Origin of the sequence: Rhodopseudomonas rhenobacensis, from assembly GCF_014203125.1 — a bacterium.
In the GTDB taxonomy this organism is placed as follows: Bacteria; Pseudomonadota; Alphaproteobacteria; order Rhizobiales; family Xanthobacteraceae; genus Rhodopseudomonas_A; species Rhodopseudomonas_A rhenobacensis.
Map to the genome: position 1 here is coordinate 1 of NZ_JACHIH010000036.1, position 17,153 is coordinate 17,153.

Consider the following 17,153-nt stretch of genomic DNA (forward strand, 5'->3'; position numbering starts at 1 on the left):
GCAAACTCCTGGTCCGCCTCAACGCCAAAGCGCGCGATGCGCGAGCCGAATACGCTAATGCAACTTGACACGCCAGATAGTCGCTCACCCGGCGCGACAAGCTGCGCTTGTCTCGCCACCCTCTCCCCGCAAGCGGGGCGAGGGAGCGATGCCGCACCGCTCCGATCGACAAAGCGACTTGCTGGCCGCGGCCGCCCCCCACATTTGATAGGGCAATGGGTTCTGGAAGCGCTGGACGATCCGGATGACCAATAGCGACCTCTACCTGCTTTCGCTGCCGGTGATCGCAACCGTCTGCGTGTTGATCTTGGCCGTGCTGATCCGTTACCGCCCCTGGCATCGCAAGCCGGCCAAACCGGCGCCCGCGCGGGGGATTTCCGCCGAACAGCAAGCGCTGATCCGGCGCCTCAACGAGGTGTTCGACCGCGTCGAGGATGAGGCAAAATCTCGCGCCGCCCGGCCGGTCGAGCCGCAACGCGACGACGGCGTCAAAATCGATCGCTGACGGCTGCCGCGGCGGCCATCGGGGCCGGACGGCAAAGCTGCCCCGCGAATTGACACCCGCCCCCAGAATGCCTAGAACACCGCTGCAACGCGGGCCGGTTTCGGCCCGCGTTGCGTTTCGCGACCCGTGGTCCTCCCCTTAAGCTTTAAGGACGGACCTGTCGGCTCCGGGCCAGTCCCGGCGCATAGGAGGGCGCGTTTCCTCATCCACATCAGACGTTCAGAGGACGCGATGACAAAGCGCAGTGAAGCGAAGTATAAAATCGACCGCCGGATGGGCCAGAATATCTGGGGCCGTCCGAAGAGCCCGGTCAACCGCCGCGAATACGGCCCCGGCCAGCACGGCCAGCGCCGCAAGGGCAAGCTGTCCGATTTCGGCGTGCAGCTGCGCGCCAAGCAGAAGCTGAAGGGCTACTACGCCAACATTTCCGAGCGCCAGTTCCACTCGATCTACGTCGAGGCGACCCGGCTCAAGGGCGACTCCGGCGAGAACCTGATCGGCCTGTTGGAGCGCCGCCTCGACACCGTGGTGTACCGCGCCAAGTTCGTCTCCACGATGTTCGCCGCCCGCCAGTTCATCAACCACGGCCACGTCAAGGTGAACGGCAAGCGCGTCAACATCGCGAGCTACAAGGTCAAGGTCGGCGACCTCGTCGAGGTCAAGGAATCCTCCAAGCAGCTCACCTTCGTGCTGGAAGCCAACCAGCTCGCCGAGCGCGACGTGCCGGACTTCATCGAAGTCGATCACGGCAAGATGACCGCGAAGTTCATCCGCATCCCGCAGCTGTCGGACGTGCCGTTCGCGGTGCAGATGGAGCCGCATCTGATCGTCGAATTCTATTCGCGCTAAGCGCGTCAGCATCGCTTGACGTCAAGGCCCCGGTTCCGCCGGGGCCTTTTTCTTTGCAAAATTATACCATTGAACAAACCACCTCACGAAAGCTTGTTCCAGATCGCTTGTTACTTGGCCATTTCGCTTGTGCCGAACCTCAGCCGCTCTATCTTTCATCAGATGCGGCCGACTCGGGGGCGAGATGACTGTCACTGCTAGGGAGATGATCAATCTGCCCTGCCGTGCGTGCGACAGGAACTGATCATGGTCTATGCCCCGGTCTTGAACGAACCAGGCCTGCCGCCGATCCGCATCAATTTGTTGTCCGACACCCAGACCCGGCCGAGCGCCGCGATGCGCCAGGCGATGGCCGCGGCCGAGGTCGGCGACGAACAGATGGGGGACGATCCGACCGTCACGTCCCTTTGCCAACGCGTCGCCGCGCTGCTCGGCAAGGAGGCGGCGGTGTTCATGCCGTCCGGCACGATGTGCAACGTCGCGGCGACGCTGGTGCATTGCCGCCCCGGTGACGAGATTTTAGCGCACGACACCGCGCATCTGGTGGCGCTGGAAGGCGGCGCCCATGCCGCATTCGGCGGCGTGCAGGTGAAACCGCTGCACGGCGCGCACGGCCAGTTCGCGCCGGAGCTGTTCCGCGCGGCGCTGCGTCCGGCGACCCGCAATCAGCCGCGGCAGACCCTGGTCAGCGTCGAGCAGACCGCCAATCTCGGCGGCGGCGCGGTTTGGAAACTGTCGGCGCTCGAGGCGATCGTCGAGATCGCCAAGGCCAACGGCCTTGCCACCCACATGGACGGCGCGCGGCTGCTCAACGCCTGCGTCGCCACCGGCATCAGCGCGCGCGCGATGGCGGCCGGCTGGGATTCGGTGTGGCTGGATTTCAGCAAGGGGCTCGGCGCGCCGCTCGGCGCGGTGCTGGCCGGCTCGCGCGGCTTCATCGACGAGGTCTGGCGTTGGAAGCAGCGGCTCGGCGGCGCGATGCGCCAGGCCGGGATTTGCGCCGCCGCCTGCCACTACGCACTCGACCACAACGTCGCACGGCTCGCCGAGGACCACGGCAATGCCCGCGCGCTGGCGGCGGGGCTTGCGAAAATTCCCGGCATCGACGTGCAGCCGCCGGAGACCAACATGGTGTTCTTCGACACCGGCGGCGCCGGGCTGCCGAGCGAAGCGATGGTGGCGGCGTTGCGCCGGCGCGGCATCCTGGCCTGCGTGATGGCCGGACGGATCCGCACCTGCACCCATCTCGACGTCAGTGCGGCGATGATCGCCGAGACGCTGCAGGCGGTCGGCGAGATTTTGCAGGCGGCCGTCGAGCCCGCAGTGCTCAGTTCTCCAGCGCCTCGTAGATCAGTCTCTTGACCTCGGTCTGGATCCGCTGCCGCTCGGAAAACGTCTGCTGCAGCAGCACGAAGAACAGATCCTGCTTAGGGTCGATGACGAAGTAACAGCCGGACGCGCCGTCCCATTTCAATTCGCCGAGCGAGCCCGGCGGCGGTGGCTTGGCCAAGCCTGGATCGGTGCGGACGCCGAAGCCGAGCCCGAAGCCGTAGCCATCGCCTGGGAAGTAGTAGTAGTCACGCGCCACGCCGGAGCTGGGGCCGATGTGGTCGGTGGTCATCAGCTTGAAGTTCTCCGCTCTGAGGTAGCGCCTGCCGTCGAGCACCCCGCCGTTCAGCAGCATCTGCGAGAACCGCGCGAAATCTTTGAGCGTCGTCACCATGCCGCCGCCGCCGGATTCCCATTTCATGTAGATGTCGGCGGTGTTTTCGAACGTGTCGCTCGGCACCGGGCGGGCCTGCAGCTTCAATCGTTCCGGCGCGGTGACGAAGAAGCCGGTGCCGGTCATCAGCAACGGATCCAGCAGCGCCTGCTTCTCGAACTGATACAGCGACTGCCCGGATACCACCTCGATGACGCGGCCGAGAATGTCGGTGGAATGGCCGTAGTCCCACAGCGTGCCGGGCTGCTCGGCCAGCGGCAGCTTGGCGACGCGCTCGGCGAACGCCGCGTTGTCGAGATCGCCGTCATAGATGTTGGAGTTGCCCCAGGTCTTGCGGATCAGGCTGTCGCCGTAGAAGCCGTAGGTCAGCCCCGACGTATGCGTCATCAGGTCCTTGATGGTGATCGGCCGGGCCAGCGGCACCAGCTGCAGCGCCTTGCCGCCCTCGATCGCCTTCTCGACGCCGACCTTCATGGTAGCGAACGCCGGAATGTATTTGGCGACCGGATCGTCGAGCCGGAGCCGGCCCTGGTCGATCAGCAGCATCGCGGCGAAGCTGGTGATCGGCTTGGTCATCGAGTGCAGATGGAAGATGGTGTCGGCGGTCATCGGCTGTTTGGTCGCGAGATCGCGGACGCCGAAGAATTGCGAATACACCGGCTTGCCGTGCTGCTGGATCAGCAGGATGGCGCCGGGAATCTTGCCGTTGGCGATTTCCTTTTCGAAGAACGCGCCGATCCGCTCGAGCTTCGCCGCCGAAAAATGCGCGCCCGCCGGCTTGTCGAAGCCGTCGTCCGCAATCCCCGCATAGGCCGTCAGCAGGGTGAGCCCGACCCCGCCGGCCCACGACAGCAACACCTGCCGCACTTTCATAAGGTCAACTTTCCGATTCACGTCGCCGATCGTATTCGGCGACTTACCCGGCACAAGTCCGGGCCCGCCCCAGCTCCGCCTCGTGCAGCCGCGCGCTGACATCGGAGAAGCAGCAAAAGACCACCTGGGTCAGCGCCGGCGCCGCGGCCAGCGCCGCGATCGAGGTGCTTATGGCGATGCCCGCGGCGCGGTCCGGCGGAAAGCCGTAGATGCCGGTGGAAATCGCGCAAAACGCCAGCGAGGAGAGATCGTGGTGCCGGCACAGCGCGATGGAGCGGCGATAGCACGACGCCAGCGCCTCGTCTTCGCCATCCGCGCCGCCGCGCCACACCGGGCCGACGGCGTGGATGACGTGCCGCGCCGGCAACAGGTAGCCTTGGGTGATCTTGGCGTCGCCGGTGGCGCAGCCGCCCAATGTGCGGCATTCCGCCAGCAATTGCGGACCGGCGGCGCGATGGATCGCGCCGTCCACACCTCCGCCGCCAAGCAGCGAGGCGTTGGCGGCGTTGACGATGGCGTCAACGCCAAGCGTGGTGATGTCCGCGACGACGACCTCGCAGCGGACCGGGCCGAACTGCCGGATCAGGCGGAGGCCGCCACGGTGATGCCCTTGTCGGCGAGCAGCTGCTGCAATTCACCGGCCTGGAACATTTCGCGGATGATGTCGCAGCCGCCGACGAATTCGCCCTTCACATAGAGTTGCGGAATGGTCGGCCAGTTCGAATAGGTCTTGATGCCGTCGCGCAGGTCGGCGGATTCGAGAACGTTGAGGCCTTTGTAGCCGACGCCGACGTGGTCGAGGATCTGCACCACCTGGCCGGAAAACCCGCACTGCGGAAACTGCGGCGTTCCCTTCATGAACAGCACGACGTCGTTGGACTTCACTTCGTTCTCGATGAATTGCTCAATGCTCATATTCGGGTCCCTTCGCGGCACCGCTCAACGGCGCGTCAACCTTAAATAGGTTATCCGAAACCATTGGCCAGCCCAAGTCAAATGCCGGCGAGGCGGCGTCGGTACACGCCGCTGGAGCATCGCCGCGGTTGTGACGCCAGGCGGTTTCCCGTGCCTTAACCCTGTCGCGAATTGCTCAGGCTACCTATCTGGGGAGTCCGGTTGTTTCGCGGAACCCATCCGGCGAAGCAGCGTTTTCCCCAAAACCGGAGACTTGCGTGACGAAACCAGCATCCGCCGCGGCTCCTTCGGCCGCTCATCGGCCGTCATCGATCTCCGGCTCGGCTTCGCTGTCGCAGCGGCTGCTTGAGGCGTATCGCGCGGTCCGCGACGAGACCGAGCGCCGCGCCGCGCCGTTGTCGCCCGAGGATCAGGTGGTGCAATCGATGCCGGACGCCAGCCCGGCGAAATGGCACCGCGCCCATACCACCTGGTTCTTCGAGCAGTTCCTGCTCGGCCAGCATTGCCCGGGCTATACGCCGTTTCACCCCGACTACGCCTATCTGTTCAATTCCTATTACGTCAGCGCCGGCCCGCGCCACGCCCGCAACCAGCGCGGCCTGTTGACCCGCCCGGGCGCCGCCGACGTCGCCGCCTACCGCGCTTATGTCGACGCCGCTGTCGCCGACTTCTTCAACGCCGCCGACGAGGCGACGCTGAGCACGCTCGCGCCGCTGGTCGAGGTCGGGCTCAACCACGAACAACAGCACCAGGAATTGCTGATCACCGACATTCTGCATGCGTTTGCGCAGAACCCGATCCCGCCGGCCTATCAGCCGGGCTGGACCTTTCCGGCGGCGCAGCATGGCGACGACTGGGTGAGCCTGAACGAAGGCATCCACAGCATCGGCCACACCGGCGAGGCGTTTCATTTCGACAACGAGGCTCCGGCGCACCGCGCGCTGGTCGGCCCGGTGAAGATTTCGCGCAACCTGGTCAGCAACGCCGAATGGCTGGAGTTCATCGAAGCCGGCGGCTACCGGACGCCGACGCTGTGGCTGATGGACGGCTTCGCCGCGGTCGAGCGCGACGGCTGGGAGGCGCCCGGCCATTGGCGCAAGCTCGACGGTGCATGGCAGATCATGACGCTCGGCGGCTTGCAGCCGGTCGATCCGGATGCGCCGGTGTGCCATGTCAGCTATTACGAGGCCGACGCCTATGCGCGCTGGCGCGGCAAGCATCTGCCGACCGAGATGGAGTGGGAGGTCGCGGCGCGGGCCGGCGCCCTGAACGACGCCTTCGGCCTCTGCTGGCAATGGACCCGCAGCGCCTACGCGCCCTACCCGGGCTATCGCGCGATCGAGGGCGCGCTCGGCGAATACAACGGCAAGTTCATGGTCAATCAATTGGTGCTGCGCGGCTCGTCGCTGGCCACACCTGAGGGCCACCGCCGGGTCAGCTATCGCAATTTCTTCTATCCGCATCATCGCTGGCAATTCACCGGCCTGCGCCTCGCCGACTACGGCGGCTGATCGTTTTCAACAGCGCAGCACGCGCGACCGGGAGTTCGTTATGAGTGTACATGCCGCCGCGCTGGACACAGCGCAACGGTTCGATGAGCCCACCTCGGCGTTCGCGCGCGACGCGATCGAGGGGCTGTCGAAGCAACCGAAGCAGCTGCCGCCGAAATATTTCTACGACGCCGAGGGCTCGGCGCTGTTCGAACAGATCACCGGCCTGCCGGAATACTACCCGACCCGCACCGAGCTCGGCATCCTGCGCCAACGCGCCGCCGAAATCGGCGCGATGATACCGCAAGGTGCCGCGCTGGTCGAATTCGGCGCCGGCTCCACCGCCAAGCTGCGCACGCTGCTGTCGGCCTGCGCGCTCGGCGCCTATGTGCCGGTGGATATTTCCGGCGACTTCCTCAACGCCCAGGCCGCCGCGCTGCGGCTGGATTTTCCGGAACTGGCGATCTATCCGGTGACCGCGGACTTCACCGCGCCGTTCGGGCTGCCGCACACCGTACGCGAGATGCCGAAGGTCGGGTTCTTCCCGGGCTCGACGATCGGCAATTTCGAGCCGTTCGAGGCCTGCGGCTTCCTGCGCAGTGCCCGCAAGATTCTCGGGCCCGGCGCCATGCTGCTGATCGGCGTCGATCTGGAGAAGGACGACCGGGTGCTGAGCGCGGCCTACAACGACGCGGCCGGCGTCACCGCGAAATTCAATCTCAACGTGCTGGCGCGGATCAACCGCGAACTCGGCGGCGACTTCGATCTCGCGGCGTTCGTGCACCGCGCGATCTACAACCGCGAGCGCCACCGCATCGAGATGCACCTGATCAGCCGCACGGCGCAGACCGTGCATCTGCTCGGCCGCAACATCAGCTTCCGCGCCGGCGAAAGCATCCACACCGAGAGCAGCTACAAATACAGCGTCGAGCGCTTCAACGCGCTGGCGCGCGGTTCCGGCTGGAGCCCGCAGGCGCTGTGGACCGATCCCGACGGCATGTTTTCGCTGCACGCGCTGGCGGCGGCGGAGTAGCGAGCTTCGTCGCGCACACCGCGCGGGGCTTATGTTCTGTTGGATGCGCCCACCATAAGATGTCGTCATTCCGGGGCGCGAGGGCGCAAGCCCGAGCGAACTCGGAATCTTGCTGCGAGTCGGGACCGACCGCCGCCAGCGTTGCGAGATTCCGGGTTCGCGCGCAGCTCACGCTGCTCGCGCCCCGGAATGACGACTTGGTTGTTGTGATGCGCATCGACCTACAAACCGCTCATGTTCGTCATTGCGAGGAGCTCTTGCGACGAAGCAATCCAGGGCTGCGCACGAGGCCCCTGGATTGCTTCGCTGTTCGGTTGGCGCTGCGCGCCGGCCTCGGCTCGCAATGACAGTTGTTAGTTTCGCTGCTATTCGGCCGCTCTTAGGCGAGTTCTGCCGCGCTCGCGCGGCTACTGCTGCGGTCGCGGGCCTCGGTGGCGCATTTTTCGACGTGGACCTCGCGGTTGATCACCTGCAGGTTGGGCAAACCCCAGTAGCCCAATAGCGCGGGCCACGGCGTGTCGCGGTGCCGGCGCCAGACCTCGAACAGCGGCACCAGGTGATCGACCTCGGCGGCGCGCAGCAGCCGGCGGTTGCTCTGCCGGCAGCGGCGGCCCTGCAGACGGCGCAGCAGCAGGGTCTGGCCGCTCGGCGCATTCCAGAACTGCCAGGCGACCACGCAGGCCGAGTGCCAATTCGCGTTGCGGTTGATACCGCGATCCCACAGATCGACGTGCCAGCCGAAGCGATACACCGGCTGGCCGCAGACGCAGCAGAAGCCGGCGCCCTTGCCGTGGGCGGCTTCGCGATACGGCGCCGGCGGCGCGCGGAAGCTGGCCGGCCGCCCTTCGGCCCGATCGTCGCCGAGTTGCCAGCGCCACCCTTCGGGCGCGCCGCTCCGCGCTGCCAAGGCGCGGGCCAGCCGATCGGCGCGCAGCGGATGGTCGCGCCAATAGCCGTCGACCGCCAGCCGCGGCGTCGGCGCCACGAAGCGGCAGGCCAAGGCGCGCGCCAGCACCGCGGCGGGAAACACCGCCGGCAGCGACTTGTTCAGCCGCGCCAGCGCCCGCCGATTGGCTTCCGCCTTATCTTCCTGCCATTTCGACAAATCGGCCTCTCCGAACCCCCGCGGCACGGTGCATCGGCGCCGTTAAGCCCTGGTTAAGCGCTACTCGATCGGCGAGGGGCCGCCGACCCCGAGCGCCATCAGCGCGAACAGCATCAGCCGCACCACGGTCTGTTCGGTGTCGAGCCAAGGCCCAGCGCGGTGAAATGCGCCAGCAGGAAATGCGAATCTGGGTGATGGCGAACACGAACACCAGGTCGAAGAACAATTCGACATAGGTGACGCGGTTGTGAGAGTCGGGCTTGCGGTCGCGCAACAGGCTGGCGCCGGCCGCCGGCCGCGCGTCCGGGATGATCTGGTCGTCCGGCGTCAGCTGTCCGGCACGCCGGTCTGCAACGCCAAGGCGTGCAGCACGCCGCCCATCTGGCCTTGCAAGGATTGATAGACGATCTGGTGCTGCTGCACCCTCGACTTGCCGCGGAAGGATTCCGAGATCACGGTCGCCGCGTAATGGTCGCGGTCGCCGGCGAGATCGCGGATCGTCACCTCGGCGTCGGGAATGGCCGCCTTGATCATCGATTCAATATCCCGGGCGTCCATCGGCATCCACGTTCTCCCAAACTCACGCCGCTTCGAATCGCGGTCCGCGCTGGCGCCCCCGAGCCTAACCGCCGCCGCACGCCGCGTCATCCCGAACCTATAACGATACTATATTGCCTGTGCGGCCCTTTCAAAGCCCGCTCGCGTCGCCCATCTGAACGGAACCGCTGAATTTGAGGATTGCCCATGAGGATTCCCGGCCCGGACCACCCGATCACCATCCAGCCGACCCCGAACCGGGTCCGCGTCTCCGCAGGCAACATGGTGATCGCCGAAACCTCCCGCGCGCTGACGCTGAAGGAGGGCAGCTACCCCGCGGTCCAATACATCCCGCGGCAGGACGCCAAGCAGGAGCTCCTGGAACGCAGCACCCGCTCCACCCACTGCCCCTACAAGGGCGACGCCAGCTATTTCAGCATCAAGGCCGGCGACGCCACGCTCGACAACGCGGTGTGGAGCTATGAGGAGCCGTTTCCGGCGATGAGCGAGATCAAGGACTATCTGGCGTTCTATCCCGACAAGGTCACGATCGAGCAACTCGACGCAGCGTAGTTTTTTGCACGACGCATTGCCGCGGCCGGCCGGCGCTTCGCCGGCCGCCCCGAGGTGGCCGAAAGCACGGAGATAGAGGCGTGACGCTGGTGTCGGATCCGATCGAGCTCGCCGTCGCGCCGGCGGGCACACATTCAGCGCGCAATCTGTCGCTGGATCGCACCCGCAGCTTCCTCACCATCCTGGTGCTGATCCACCATGCGGTGATCCCCTACACCTATTACGGCCACACCGACCCGAAGTCGTTTGCCGGGTTCGACGTCATCGTGCTCGCCACCGACAGTTTCTTCATGGCGATGTTCTTCATGCTGTCGGGGCTGTTTCTGTGGCCGAGCGTGGCGCACCGCCGCCCCGGGGTGTTCGCCCGCGACCGGCTGATCCGGCTCGGGCTGCCGTTCGTGTTCGCGGCCGTGACCATCATCCCGATCGCCTACTACGCGATCGCGCTGCGGCAGTCGCCGGAGCTCGGCTTCGGCGAATTCTGGGTGAAGACCGTTTCGGAGGGACCGTGGCCGAGCGGCCCGTTGTGGTTTCTCTGGGTGCTGCTGATCTACAGCATCGTCGGCGGCGCGCTGTATCGCTACTCGCCGCATGCGCTGGATTTCATCAACCGGCTGTCGGTGCGGGCGTTCGACCGGCCGATCGTGCTGTTCGTGGTGTTCGTGGCGGTCGCGGCCATCGTCTATGTGCCGGTCCGGGTGTGGCTGGGGCCGAACCACTGGCTGGAATTCGGACCGTTCTCGGTGCAGACCTCGCGGATCCTGCTGTACGCCGCGTATTTCTTTCTCGGCGCCGGGATCGGGGCTGCGAACATCAAGACCGGCCTGCTCAGCCCGGACGGCGCATTGCCGAACGAATGGTGGCGCTGGGCGCTCACCGCGCTTCTGCCGTATTGCGCGCTGTGGGGACTGATCTACGTCAAGCGCGAGATCCTCGGCAATCCGGACGGCCTGCCGGCGTCGTACGAGGCGAGCTACGCGGTCGCCTTCGTGGTGTTCAGCGCGGCGATCACCTTCGCGATCCTGGCGTTCTTCCTGCGCTTCAAGACCTCGGGCTGGAGCCTGCTCGATCCCTTGCAGCACGACGCCTACGGCATCTTCCTGGTGCACTACGCCTACATGCTATGGCTGCAATATTGGCTGTATGGCTACGACCTGCCGGCGATCGCCAAGGCGGGGATCGTGTTCGTGCTGGGGCTGGCTCTAAGCTGGGCCACCACCGCTTTGCTGCGGCGGATTCCCGGTGTGGCGTTGGTGTTGTGAGTGTAGGTTCGTCTCTCCGCAATTACAGTCGGTCGCCCGCTGCGAGCACTGCCTTCACCTCTCCCCGCTTGCGGGGAGAGGTCGACCCGGCGAAGCGTCAGCGAAGCCGGGTCGGGTGAGGGGGCGCCTCGACAGAACGCGGCGCCCCCTCACCCGGCGCGACAAGCTTCGCTTGTCACGCCACCCTCTCCCCGCAAGCGGGGCGAGGGAAGCGATGCTGCGCCGCTGCAATCAACTTCACGGCTAGTTCGTGCGTCGGCGTTTACGCCTTGCCGCCCATGTAGTTCGGAAACCAGCTCTCGTGCGCGTGTTCCAGCGCCTTGATATCGACCGCGCGTTCCCCGGCGATCGACAGCGTGTGGCCGGCGGTGGTGCCGATCTGCAGACACGGCACGCCGACCGCCTTCAGCTTGGTCAAGACGCCGAGCAGCTCGTCCTGCGGCACGGTGACGATGTAGCGCGCCTGGTCCTCGCCGAACCACCAGGCATGCGGCACGATGGCTTCCGGACCGGCATCAAGTGAAGCACCGATGCGGCCCGCGATCGCCATCTCGGCCAGCGCAACCAACAGGCCGCCGTCGGACAGGTCATGCACCGCGGTGGCGGTGCCGGAATGGATCATGCCGCGCACCACGGTGCCGTTGCGCTTTTCGGCCTCGAGATTGACCGGCGGCGGCGCGCCCTCTTCGCGACCGCAGATGTCGCGCAAGTACACCGATTGCCCGAGCCAGCCGCGGGTCTCGCCGATCAACAGGATCGCCTCGCCCTCGGCCTTGAACGCCAAGGTTGCTGATTTGGTGAAATCGTCCAGCAGGCCAACGCCGCCGATCGACGGGGTCGGCAGGATGCCGCGGCCGTTGGTCTCGTTGTAGAGCGAGACGTTGCCCGACACGATCGGCGAGTCCAGCGCGATGCAGGCTTCCGCGATGCCCTTCAGGCAACCGACCAGTTGCCCCATGATCTCGGGGCGCTCGGGATTGCCGAAATTCAGGTTGTCGGTGATCGCCAAGGGCTTGCCGCCGACCGCGGTGATGTTGCGATAGGCCTCTGCCACCGCCTGCTTGCCGCCCTCGTAAGGATCGGCCTCGCAATAGCGCGGCGTAACGTCGACGGTCAGCGCCAGCCCCTTGGGGCCGTCCTCGATCCGCACCACCGCGGCGTCGCCGCCCGGGCGCTGCACGGTGTTGCCGCCGATGACGTGGTCGTATTGCTCCCAGACCCAGCGCCGCGAGCACAATTCCGGCGAGCCGATCAGCTTCTCCAGCGCCTCGACCACGCCGATCGGCGGCTTGATGTCGCGGGCGTGGATCACCGGCAGCTTCGGGCTCTCGACATGCGGGCGGTCGTAGAGCGGCGCCTCGTCGCCCAATTCCTTGATCGGCAGGTCGGCCTTCACCTCGCCGCCGTGCTTGACGACGAAGCGCAGCGTCGGCGTGGTGGTCCCGACGATGGCGAAATCGAGCCCCCATTTCTTGAAGATCGCCTCGGCCTGCTTTTCCTTCTCAGGCTTCAGCACCATGAGCATCCGCTCCTGGCTTTCCGACAGCATCATCTCATAGGCGGTCATGCCGGGCTCGCGGGTCGGCACCGCGTCGAGATCGAGGTCGACGCCGAGGTCGCCCTTGGCGCCCATCTCGACCGCCGAACAGGTGAGACCCGCCGCCCCCATGTCCTGGATCGCGATCACGCAATCCGCCGCCATGATTTCCAGACAGGCTTCCAGCAACAGCTTCTCGGCGAACGGATCGCCGACCTGCACGGTCGGGCGCTTCTCGTCGGAGTCGTTGTCGAACTCCGCCGACGCCATGGTGGCACCGCCCATGCCGTCGCGGCCGGTCTTGGAGCCGAGATAGACGATCGGCATGCCGACGCCCGACGCAGCAGCCAGGAAGATCTTGTCGGCGTCGGCGAGGCCGACCGCCATGGCGTTGACCAGAATGTTGCCGTCATAGCGGGTGTGGAAGCGGACCTGGCCGCCGACCGTCGGCACGCCGAAGGAATTGCCGTAGCCGCCGACGCCGGCGACCACGCCCGACACCAGCCGGCGGGTCTTCGGGTGCTCCGGCGCGCCGAAGCTCAATGCGTTGAGGCAGGCGATCGGCCGCGCCCCCATGGTGAAGACGTCGCGCAAAATGCCGCCGACGCCGGTGGTGGCGCCCTGATACGGCTCGATGAAGCTCGGGTGGTTGTGGCTCTCCATCTTGAACACGATGGCCTGGTTGTCACCGATGTCGATCACGCCGGCGTTCTCGCCCGGCCCGACCAGCACCCATGGCGCCTTGGTCGGCAGGCCCTTGAGATGGATGCGGGAGGATTTGTACGAGCAGTGCTCGTTCCACATCGCCGAGAAGATGCCGAGCTCGGTGATGCTCGGCTCGCGGCCGATCAATGTGAGGATGCGCTGATATTCGTCCGGCTTGAGGCCGTGGCTGGCGACGAGTTCGGGGGTGATCGGCGTGGGCTTGGACGACATCGCGGCGGATTTCCTGAAACGGTCAATCGGCCTCCCCCGCGGGGAAGGAGAACGCCCGTTCTTAGAAAGATTGCGACAGCGGGGAAAGCGGTTTTATGGCGGATTTTGCCCGGACGCCCGGCCGGCAATTGCATTGCGGCGGGGGATCGGTTTTATGGGGAACAGTTCCCAGCAGAAGGACCGGATGCGTGACCGACACCGCCCCCCTCCCGCCGCTCGGCCGCCCCGACCTCACCATCGCCACCGAGGGCGAATTCGCCGGCTGGCGGACCTGGACCCGCGACACCTTCGAATCCAACAACGGCCCGTTCTGGCACCGCTTCGAGGCCGACGGCAAAGTCCGCTGCGCGTTCCGGGTCGAGCAGAAGCACCTCAACGGGCTGCGCGGCGTGCACGGCGGCTGCTTCATGACGTTTGCCGATTACGCGCTGTTCGCGATCGCCGCGCATGAATTGCAGGGCCCGGCGGTGACGGTGGCATTCGGCTGCGAATTCCTCGACGCGGCCTATGAGGGCGAATTGGTCGAAGCCACCGGCGAAGTCACCCGCGCCGGCAAATCGCTGATCTTCGTCCGCGGCATCATCCGCAGTGGCGAACGGCCGCTGTTCACATTTTCCGGGACGATCAAAAGGGTGAAGCGCAAGGTCGCGCCGAGCGAGGTCGGCGAGGGGCATTGAGCGGGCGAAGCCGACGACGCGACGAGCGGCGTCTAGCGCAGGAAAAGCTTGAACAGAATTCCGAAGCAGAGCGCCCAGGTAATTCCATTCATCCACTTCAGCAGATTGAGGTCGCCCTCGATCTTGTTGAAACGGCCTTCATAGGCGGCCATCGCTTCGGCCGCCTTGCGCGCCTTGTCCTCCGGCGCGCCCGACGCGAGAAAAGCGTCATAGACCTCTGAGATCATCGTCGCCATGGGTCACTCCTCGACCCAAGATAGTAGCCTGCCCCACTTGCGTCCAGAGGGCGAAACTACGCAGAGCAAGCGCGTTCGGCCTGTCGCAGTGGTTTGCCGAAGCCGTATGGGCCGCGGCGCGCCGCGCCTACGCCGCCTTGGCGAGGTGCTCGACCAGGCCGGCGAACAGGCCGCGGCCGTCGGTGCAGCCCATGATGGCTTCGACGTGGTTCTCCGGATGCGGCATCATGCCGAGCACGTTGCCGCGCTCGGAGACGATGCCGGCGATCGACGCCGCGGCGCCGTTGATGTTGTGCGCGTCGCTGACTTCGCCGCTCGCCGAGCAATAGCGATACAGCACCCGGCCATCGCCCTCGAGCCGCTGCAGCGTCTCTTCGTCGGCCTCGTAATTGCCCTCGCCATGCGCCACCGGCACGCGGATCACCTGCCCGGCATTGTAGCCGCGGGTGAACGGCGTATCGGAGCGCTCGACCCGCAGATGCACGTCGTGGCAGATGAATTTCAAGCGCGCGTTGCGCATCAAGACGCCCGGCAGCAGCCCCGACTCGCACAGGATCTGAAAGCCGTTGCAGACGCCGAGCACCAGCCCGCCGTCACCGGCGAATTTGCGCACCGCGTCCATCACCGGCGCGCGCGCCGCGATGGCGCCGCAGCGCAAGTAATCGCCATAGGAAAAGCCGCCCGGCACCACGACGAGGTCGGTGCCTTTCGGCAGCTCGGTGTCGGCGTGCCACACCATCGCTGGCTCGGAGCCGGAGGCGAGCTGCAGCGCACGCGCCATGTCGCGCTCGCGATTGATACCGGGGAAAACGAGGATGGCGGATTTCATAAGGTGGGTGCTTCGTTGAGTTCGAGGCGGCGCTCAATACGATCGAGCCGCTGCTCATAGCGACCGAGCGTGGCGTGGATGCCGGAAAGCTGCGTATGCACGCCGATCATCTCCAATCGGAATGCCTGCATCGAGTGCTTCATCTCGCCAATCTCGCCTTTGATCTGCGAAATGTCATACTGAACCGACTTCAAGACTTCATAAACCAAATCAGCGCTGATCTCAGCCATGACCCGATCTCCTGAGCCTTAACTCCGCACCTCGATATTGTAATTCTCGATCACGGTGTTGGCGAGCAGCTTGTCGGCGGCGTCTTTCAACGCCGCCTCGGCCTGCGCGGGATCGGCGCCGGCGAGCTCGATGTCGAACACCTTGCCCTGGCGGACGCTGGCGATGCCGGCGACGCCGAGCGACTTCAAAGCACCCTCGATCGCCTTGCCCTGGGGATCGAGGATGCCGGTCTTCAATGTAACGGTGACACGCGCTTTCACGACCAACCTCAGCCCTTGACCAGCACCGGGCCGGAGCCCGCCGGCCGTTCGTTTTCCATCAGAATGCCGAGCCTTTTCGCGACCTCGGTATAGGCCTCCAGCACGCCGCCGAGATCGCGGCGGAAGCGGTCCTTGTCGAGCTTCTCGTTCGACTTGATGTCCCACAGCCGACATGAGTCGGGGGAGATCTCGTCGGCGACGATGATCCGCATCATGTCGTTTTCGAACAAGCGGCCGCATTCCATCTTGAAGTCGACGAGGCGGATGCCGATGCCGAGAAACAGCCCGGTGAGGAAGTCGTTGACCCGGATGGCCAGCGCCATGATGTCGTCGATTTCCTGCGGCGTGGCCCAGCCGAACGCGGTGATGTGCTCTTCCGAGACCATCGGGTCGTTGAGCTGGTCGTTCTTATAATAGAACTCGATGATCGAGCGCGGCAGCTGGGTGCCTTCCTCGATGCCGAGCCGCTGCGACAAAGAGCCCGCCGCGACGTTACGCACCACCACCTCGAGCGGCACGATCTCGACCTCGCGAATCAGCTGTTCGCGCATGTTGAGCCGGCGGATGAAGTGGGTCGGTACCCCGATATCGTTCAGATGCTGAAACAGGAATTCGGAAATCCGGTTGTTGAGGACGCCCTTGCCCTCGATCACCTGGTGTTTCTTGGCGTTGAACGCGGTCGCATCGTCCTTGAAGTGCTGAATCAGCGTCCCCGGTTCGGGGCCTTCGTACAAGACCTTGGCCTTGCCTTCGTAAATGCGACGTCGACGGCTCATGGGGATGTACCGTGTGTTGTTGAAATCCATGGGAGTTGGTGAGCTCCGTATGACAGATGCGACCCGCGGCGGAGCTGCCGGGAAGGCCAGGGAAACAGAACGAGAACCTTGCCTGAGGGCAACCTACCCGATCGAGCCATCCAGCACAATCGATCAGGACAAGTGGGCCTTAAGTTTTACTGTACGGCTTGCGAATTTCCGGCAGTTGTCTTAACCGCTCGCCCTGGTTATCTAGGCATCCAAGCCCTCAACCGCAAATCGACGGCCCTTGCGCCCCCGGCTAAGATCGGAACCAGGATTATGACGACATTTGACAAGCGCGAAGAAGGTTTCGAGAAGAAGTTCGCGCTCGACGCAGAGCAGAAATTCAAGGCCGAGGCGCGCCGCGACAAGCTGCTCGGGCTGTGGGTCGCCGAAAAGCTCGGCCTGAAGGGCGACGACGCCACCGCTTACGCCAAGGAAGTGGTGATCGCCGACCTCGAAGAAGCCGGCGACGCCGACGTGATTCGCAAGGTGACCGCCGACCTCGAAGGCCGCGGCATCTTCCTCACCGAGCCGGAATTGCGGCTGAAGCTCGACGAATTCTTCGCCCAGGCGGTGGCGCAGGTGAAGGCCGGGACGTAAGGCGCGCGCCGCACCCACGATGTCATTCCGGGGCTCGAGCAGCGCCAGCTGCGAGAGAACCCGGAATCCATACTCCCAGAAACGGCTTGTTGGCCGGCACGGCGCCGTCGTCCGTAGCGCCGGCCGAGCGCCTGTCGTAGCCCGGATCGCCGCAGCGACACCCGGACCCACGAGATCGGGAC

General features: G+C 65.4%; 20 protein-coding genes and 1 pseudogene. 9 read left to right on the plus strand and 12 right to left on the minus strand.

What is annotated here, in order from left to right; translation table 11 throughout:
- Positions 1–307: 307 nt before the first annotated feature.
- From HNR60_RS20680 to HNR60_RS20690, 3 genes are all read left to right on the plus strand, one after another.
- On the plus strand, positions 308–505 hold the full coding sequence (locus tag HNR60_RS20680; RefSeq protein WP_184261614.1) for a hypothetical protein: 198 nt from the start codon (positions 308–310) through the stop codon (positions 503–505).
- A gap of 231 nt (positions 506–736) precedes the next feature.
- Positions 737–1,354, plus strand: coding sequence for a 30S ribosomal protein S4 (gene rpsD, locus HNR60_RS20685; protein ID WP_184261622.1), 618 nt, complete (start codon positions 737–739; stop codon positions 1,352–1,354).
- A 246-nt stretch (positions 1,355–1,600) separates the two neighbouring features.
- The gene (locus tag HNR60_RS20690) at positions 1,601–2,716 is read left to right on the plus strand and encodes a threonine aldolase family protein (RefSeq protein WP_184261624.1); all 1,116 of its coding nucleotides are present in this window, start codon (positions 1,601–1,603) and stop codon (positions 2,714–2,716) included.
- On the opposite strand, the gene HNR60_RS20695 is transcribed toward HNR60_RS20690, so the two are convergent.
- The 3 genes from HNR60_RS20695 to grxD are packed head-to-tail and all read right to left on the minus strand — an operon-like array spanning position 2,682 to position 4,865.
- Positions 2,682–3,950, minus strand: a complete 1,269-nt coding sequence (locus HNR60_RS20695; protein WP_184261626.1) for a serine hydrolase domain-containing protein — start codon at positions 3,948–3,950, stop codon at positions 2,682–2,684. The genes HNR60_RS20690 and HNR60_RS20695 overlap by 35 nt on opposite strands.
- Before the next feature lie 43 nt (positions 3,951–3,993).
- Entirely contained in the window at positions 3,994–4,536 is a 543-nt protein-coding gene (locus HNR60_RS20700; protein WP_184261718.1) for an O-acetyl-ADP-ribose deacetylase, read from the minus strand.
- On the minus strand, positions 4,533–4,865 hold the full coding sequence (gene grxD / locus HNR60_RS20705; protein ID WP_184261628.1) for a Grx4 family monothiol glutaredoxin: 333 nt from the start codon (positions 4,863–4,865) through the stop codon (positions 4,533–4,535). The genes HNR60_RS20700 and grxD overlap by 4 nt, the downstream gene beginning before the upstream one ends.
- A gap of 257 nt (positions 4,866–5,122) precedes the next feature.
- On the opposite strand from grxD, the gene egtB reads away from it, so the two are divergent.
- Positions 5,123–6,376 (plus strand): ergothioneine biosynthesis protein EgtB, encoded by a 1,254-nt coding sequence (gene egtB / locus HNR60_RS20710; protein WP_184261630.1) that lies wholly within the window; start codon positions 5,123–5,125, stop codon positions 6,374–6,376.
- 40 nt (positions 6,377–6,416) lie between these two features.
- A complete protein-coding gene (gene egtD, locus HNR60_RS20715) occupies positions 6,417–7,388 on the plus strand; it encodes an L-histidine N(alpha)-methyltransferase (RefSeq protein WP_184261632.1) in 972 nt (323 codons plus the stop codon).
- Positions 7,389–7,767: 379 nt separating this feature from the next.
- Here egtD and HNR60_RS20720 read toward each other — a convergent pair whose 3' ends face one another.
- From HNR60_RS20720 to HNR60_RS20725, 3 genes and pseudogenes are all read right to left on the minus strand, one after another.
- Positions 7,768–8,493, minus strand: coding sequence for a hypothetical protein (locus tag HNR60_RS20720; RefSeq protein ID WP_184261634.1), 726 nt, complete (start codon positions 8,491–8,493; stop codon positions 7,768–7,770).
- 84 nt (positions 8,494–8,577) lie between these two features.
- Positions 8,578–8,767 (minus strand): annotated as a pseudogene (locus tag HNR60_RS24265) (low temperature requirement protein A); the annotation flags it as partial.
- Positions 8,768–8,820: 53 nt separating this feature from the next.
- Entirely contained in the window at positions 8,821–9,057 is a 237-nt protein-coding gene (locus HNR60_RS20725) for a BolA/IbaG family iron-sulfur metabolism protein (RefSeq protein WP_011472060.1), read from the minus strand.
- A gap of 180 nt (positions 9,058–9,237) precedes the next feature.
- Between HNR60_RS20725 and HNR60_RS20730 the strand changes: the two genes are divergently transcribed.
- Together HNR60_RS20730 and HNR60_RS20735 are read left to right on the plus strand one after the other, a co-directional pair.
- Positions 9,238–9,603, plus strand: coding sequence for a DUF427 domain-containing protein (locus HNR60_RS20730; protein ID WP_184261636.1), 366 nt, complete (start codon positions 9,238–9,240; stop codon positions 9,601–9,603).
- A gap of 80 nt (positions 9,604–9,683) precedes the next feature.
- Complete coding sequence (locus HNR60_RS20735; protein WP_184261638.1) at positions 9,684–10,865, plus strand: acyltransferase family protein; 1,182 nt, start codon at positions 9,684–9,686, stop codon at positions 10,863–10,865.
- Positions 10,866–11,127: 262 nt separating this feature from the next.
- Here HNR60_RS20735 and purL read toward each other — a convergent pair whose 3' ends face one another.
- Positions 11,128–13,338 carry a phosphoribosylformylglycinamidine synthase subunit PurL gene (gene purL / locus HNR60_RS20740; protein WP_184261640.1) on the minus strand — a complete coding sequence of 737 codons (2,211 nt, stop codon included), beginning with the start codon at positions 13,336–13,338 and terminating at the stop codon, positions 11,128–11,130.
- 188 nt (positions 13,339–13,526) lie between these two features.
- Between purL and HNR60_RS20745 the strand changes: the two genes are divergently transcribed.
- Complete coding sequence (locus HNR60_RS20745) at positions 13,527–14,015, plus strand: hotdog domain-containing protein (protein ID WP_184261641.1); 489 nt, start codon at positions 13,527–13,529, stop codon at positions 14,013–14,015.
- 32 nt (positions 14,016–14,047) lie between these two features.
- On the opposite strand, the gene HNR60_RS20750 is transcribed toward HNR60_RS20745, so the two are convergent.
- The 5 genes from HNR60_RS20750 to purC all read right to left on the minus strand — a co-directional run bounded on the left by HNR60_RS20750 (position 14,048) and on the right by purC (position 16,347).
- On the minus strand, positions 14,048–14,251 hold the full coding sequence (locus HNR60_RS20750) for a hypothetical protein (RefSeq protein WP_011663046.1): 204 nt from the start codon (positions 14,249–14,251) through the stop codon (positions 14,048–14,050).
- Positions 14,252–14,378: 127 nt separating this feature from the next.
- Positions 14,379–15,080 (minus strand): phosphoribosylformylglycinamidine synthase subunit PurQ, encoded by a 702-nt coding sequence (purQ, locus tag HNR60_RS20755; RefSeq protein WP_184261643.1) that lies wholly within the window; start codon positions 15,078–15,080, stop codon positions 14,379–14,381.
- Positions 15,077–15,310 carry a hypothetical protein gene (locus tag HNR60_RS20760; RefSeq protein ID WP_184261645.1) on the minus strand — a complete coding sequence of 78 codons (234 nt, stop codon included), beginning with the start codon at positions 15,308–15,310 and terminating at the stop codon, positions 15,077–15,079. Before HNR60_RS20760 ends, purQ begins: the two co-directional genes overlap by 4 nt.
- A gap of 18 nt (positions 15,311–15,328) precedes the next feature.
- The gene (purS, locus tag HNR60_RS20765) at positions 15,329–15,571 is read right to left on the minus strand and encodes a phosphoribosylformylglycinamidine synthase subunit PurS (protein ID WP_184261647.1); all 243 of its coding nucleotides are present in this window, start codon (positions 15,569–15,571) and stop codon (positions 15,329–15,331) included.
- 8 nt (positions 15,572–15,579) lie between these two features.
- Complete coding sequence (gene purC, locus HNR60_RS20770) at positions 15,580–16,347, minus strand: phosphoribosylaminoimidazolesuccinocarboxamide synthase (RefSeq protein ID WP_184261649.1); 768 nt, start codon at positions 16,345–16,347, stop codon at positions 15,580–15,582.
- A 300-nt stretch (positions 16,348–16,647) separates the two neighbouring features.
- On the opposite strand from purC, the gene HNR60_RS20775 reads away from it, so the two are divergent.
- Positions 16,648–16,971: a DUF1476 domain-containing protein gene (locus HNR60_RS20775; protein ID WP_184261651.1), complete on the plus strand. Its 324-nt coding sequence runs from the start codon at positions 16,648–16,650 to the stop codon at positions 16,969–16,971.
- Positions 16,972–17,153 lie beyond the last annotated feature (182 nt).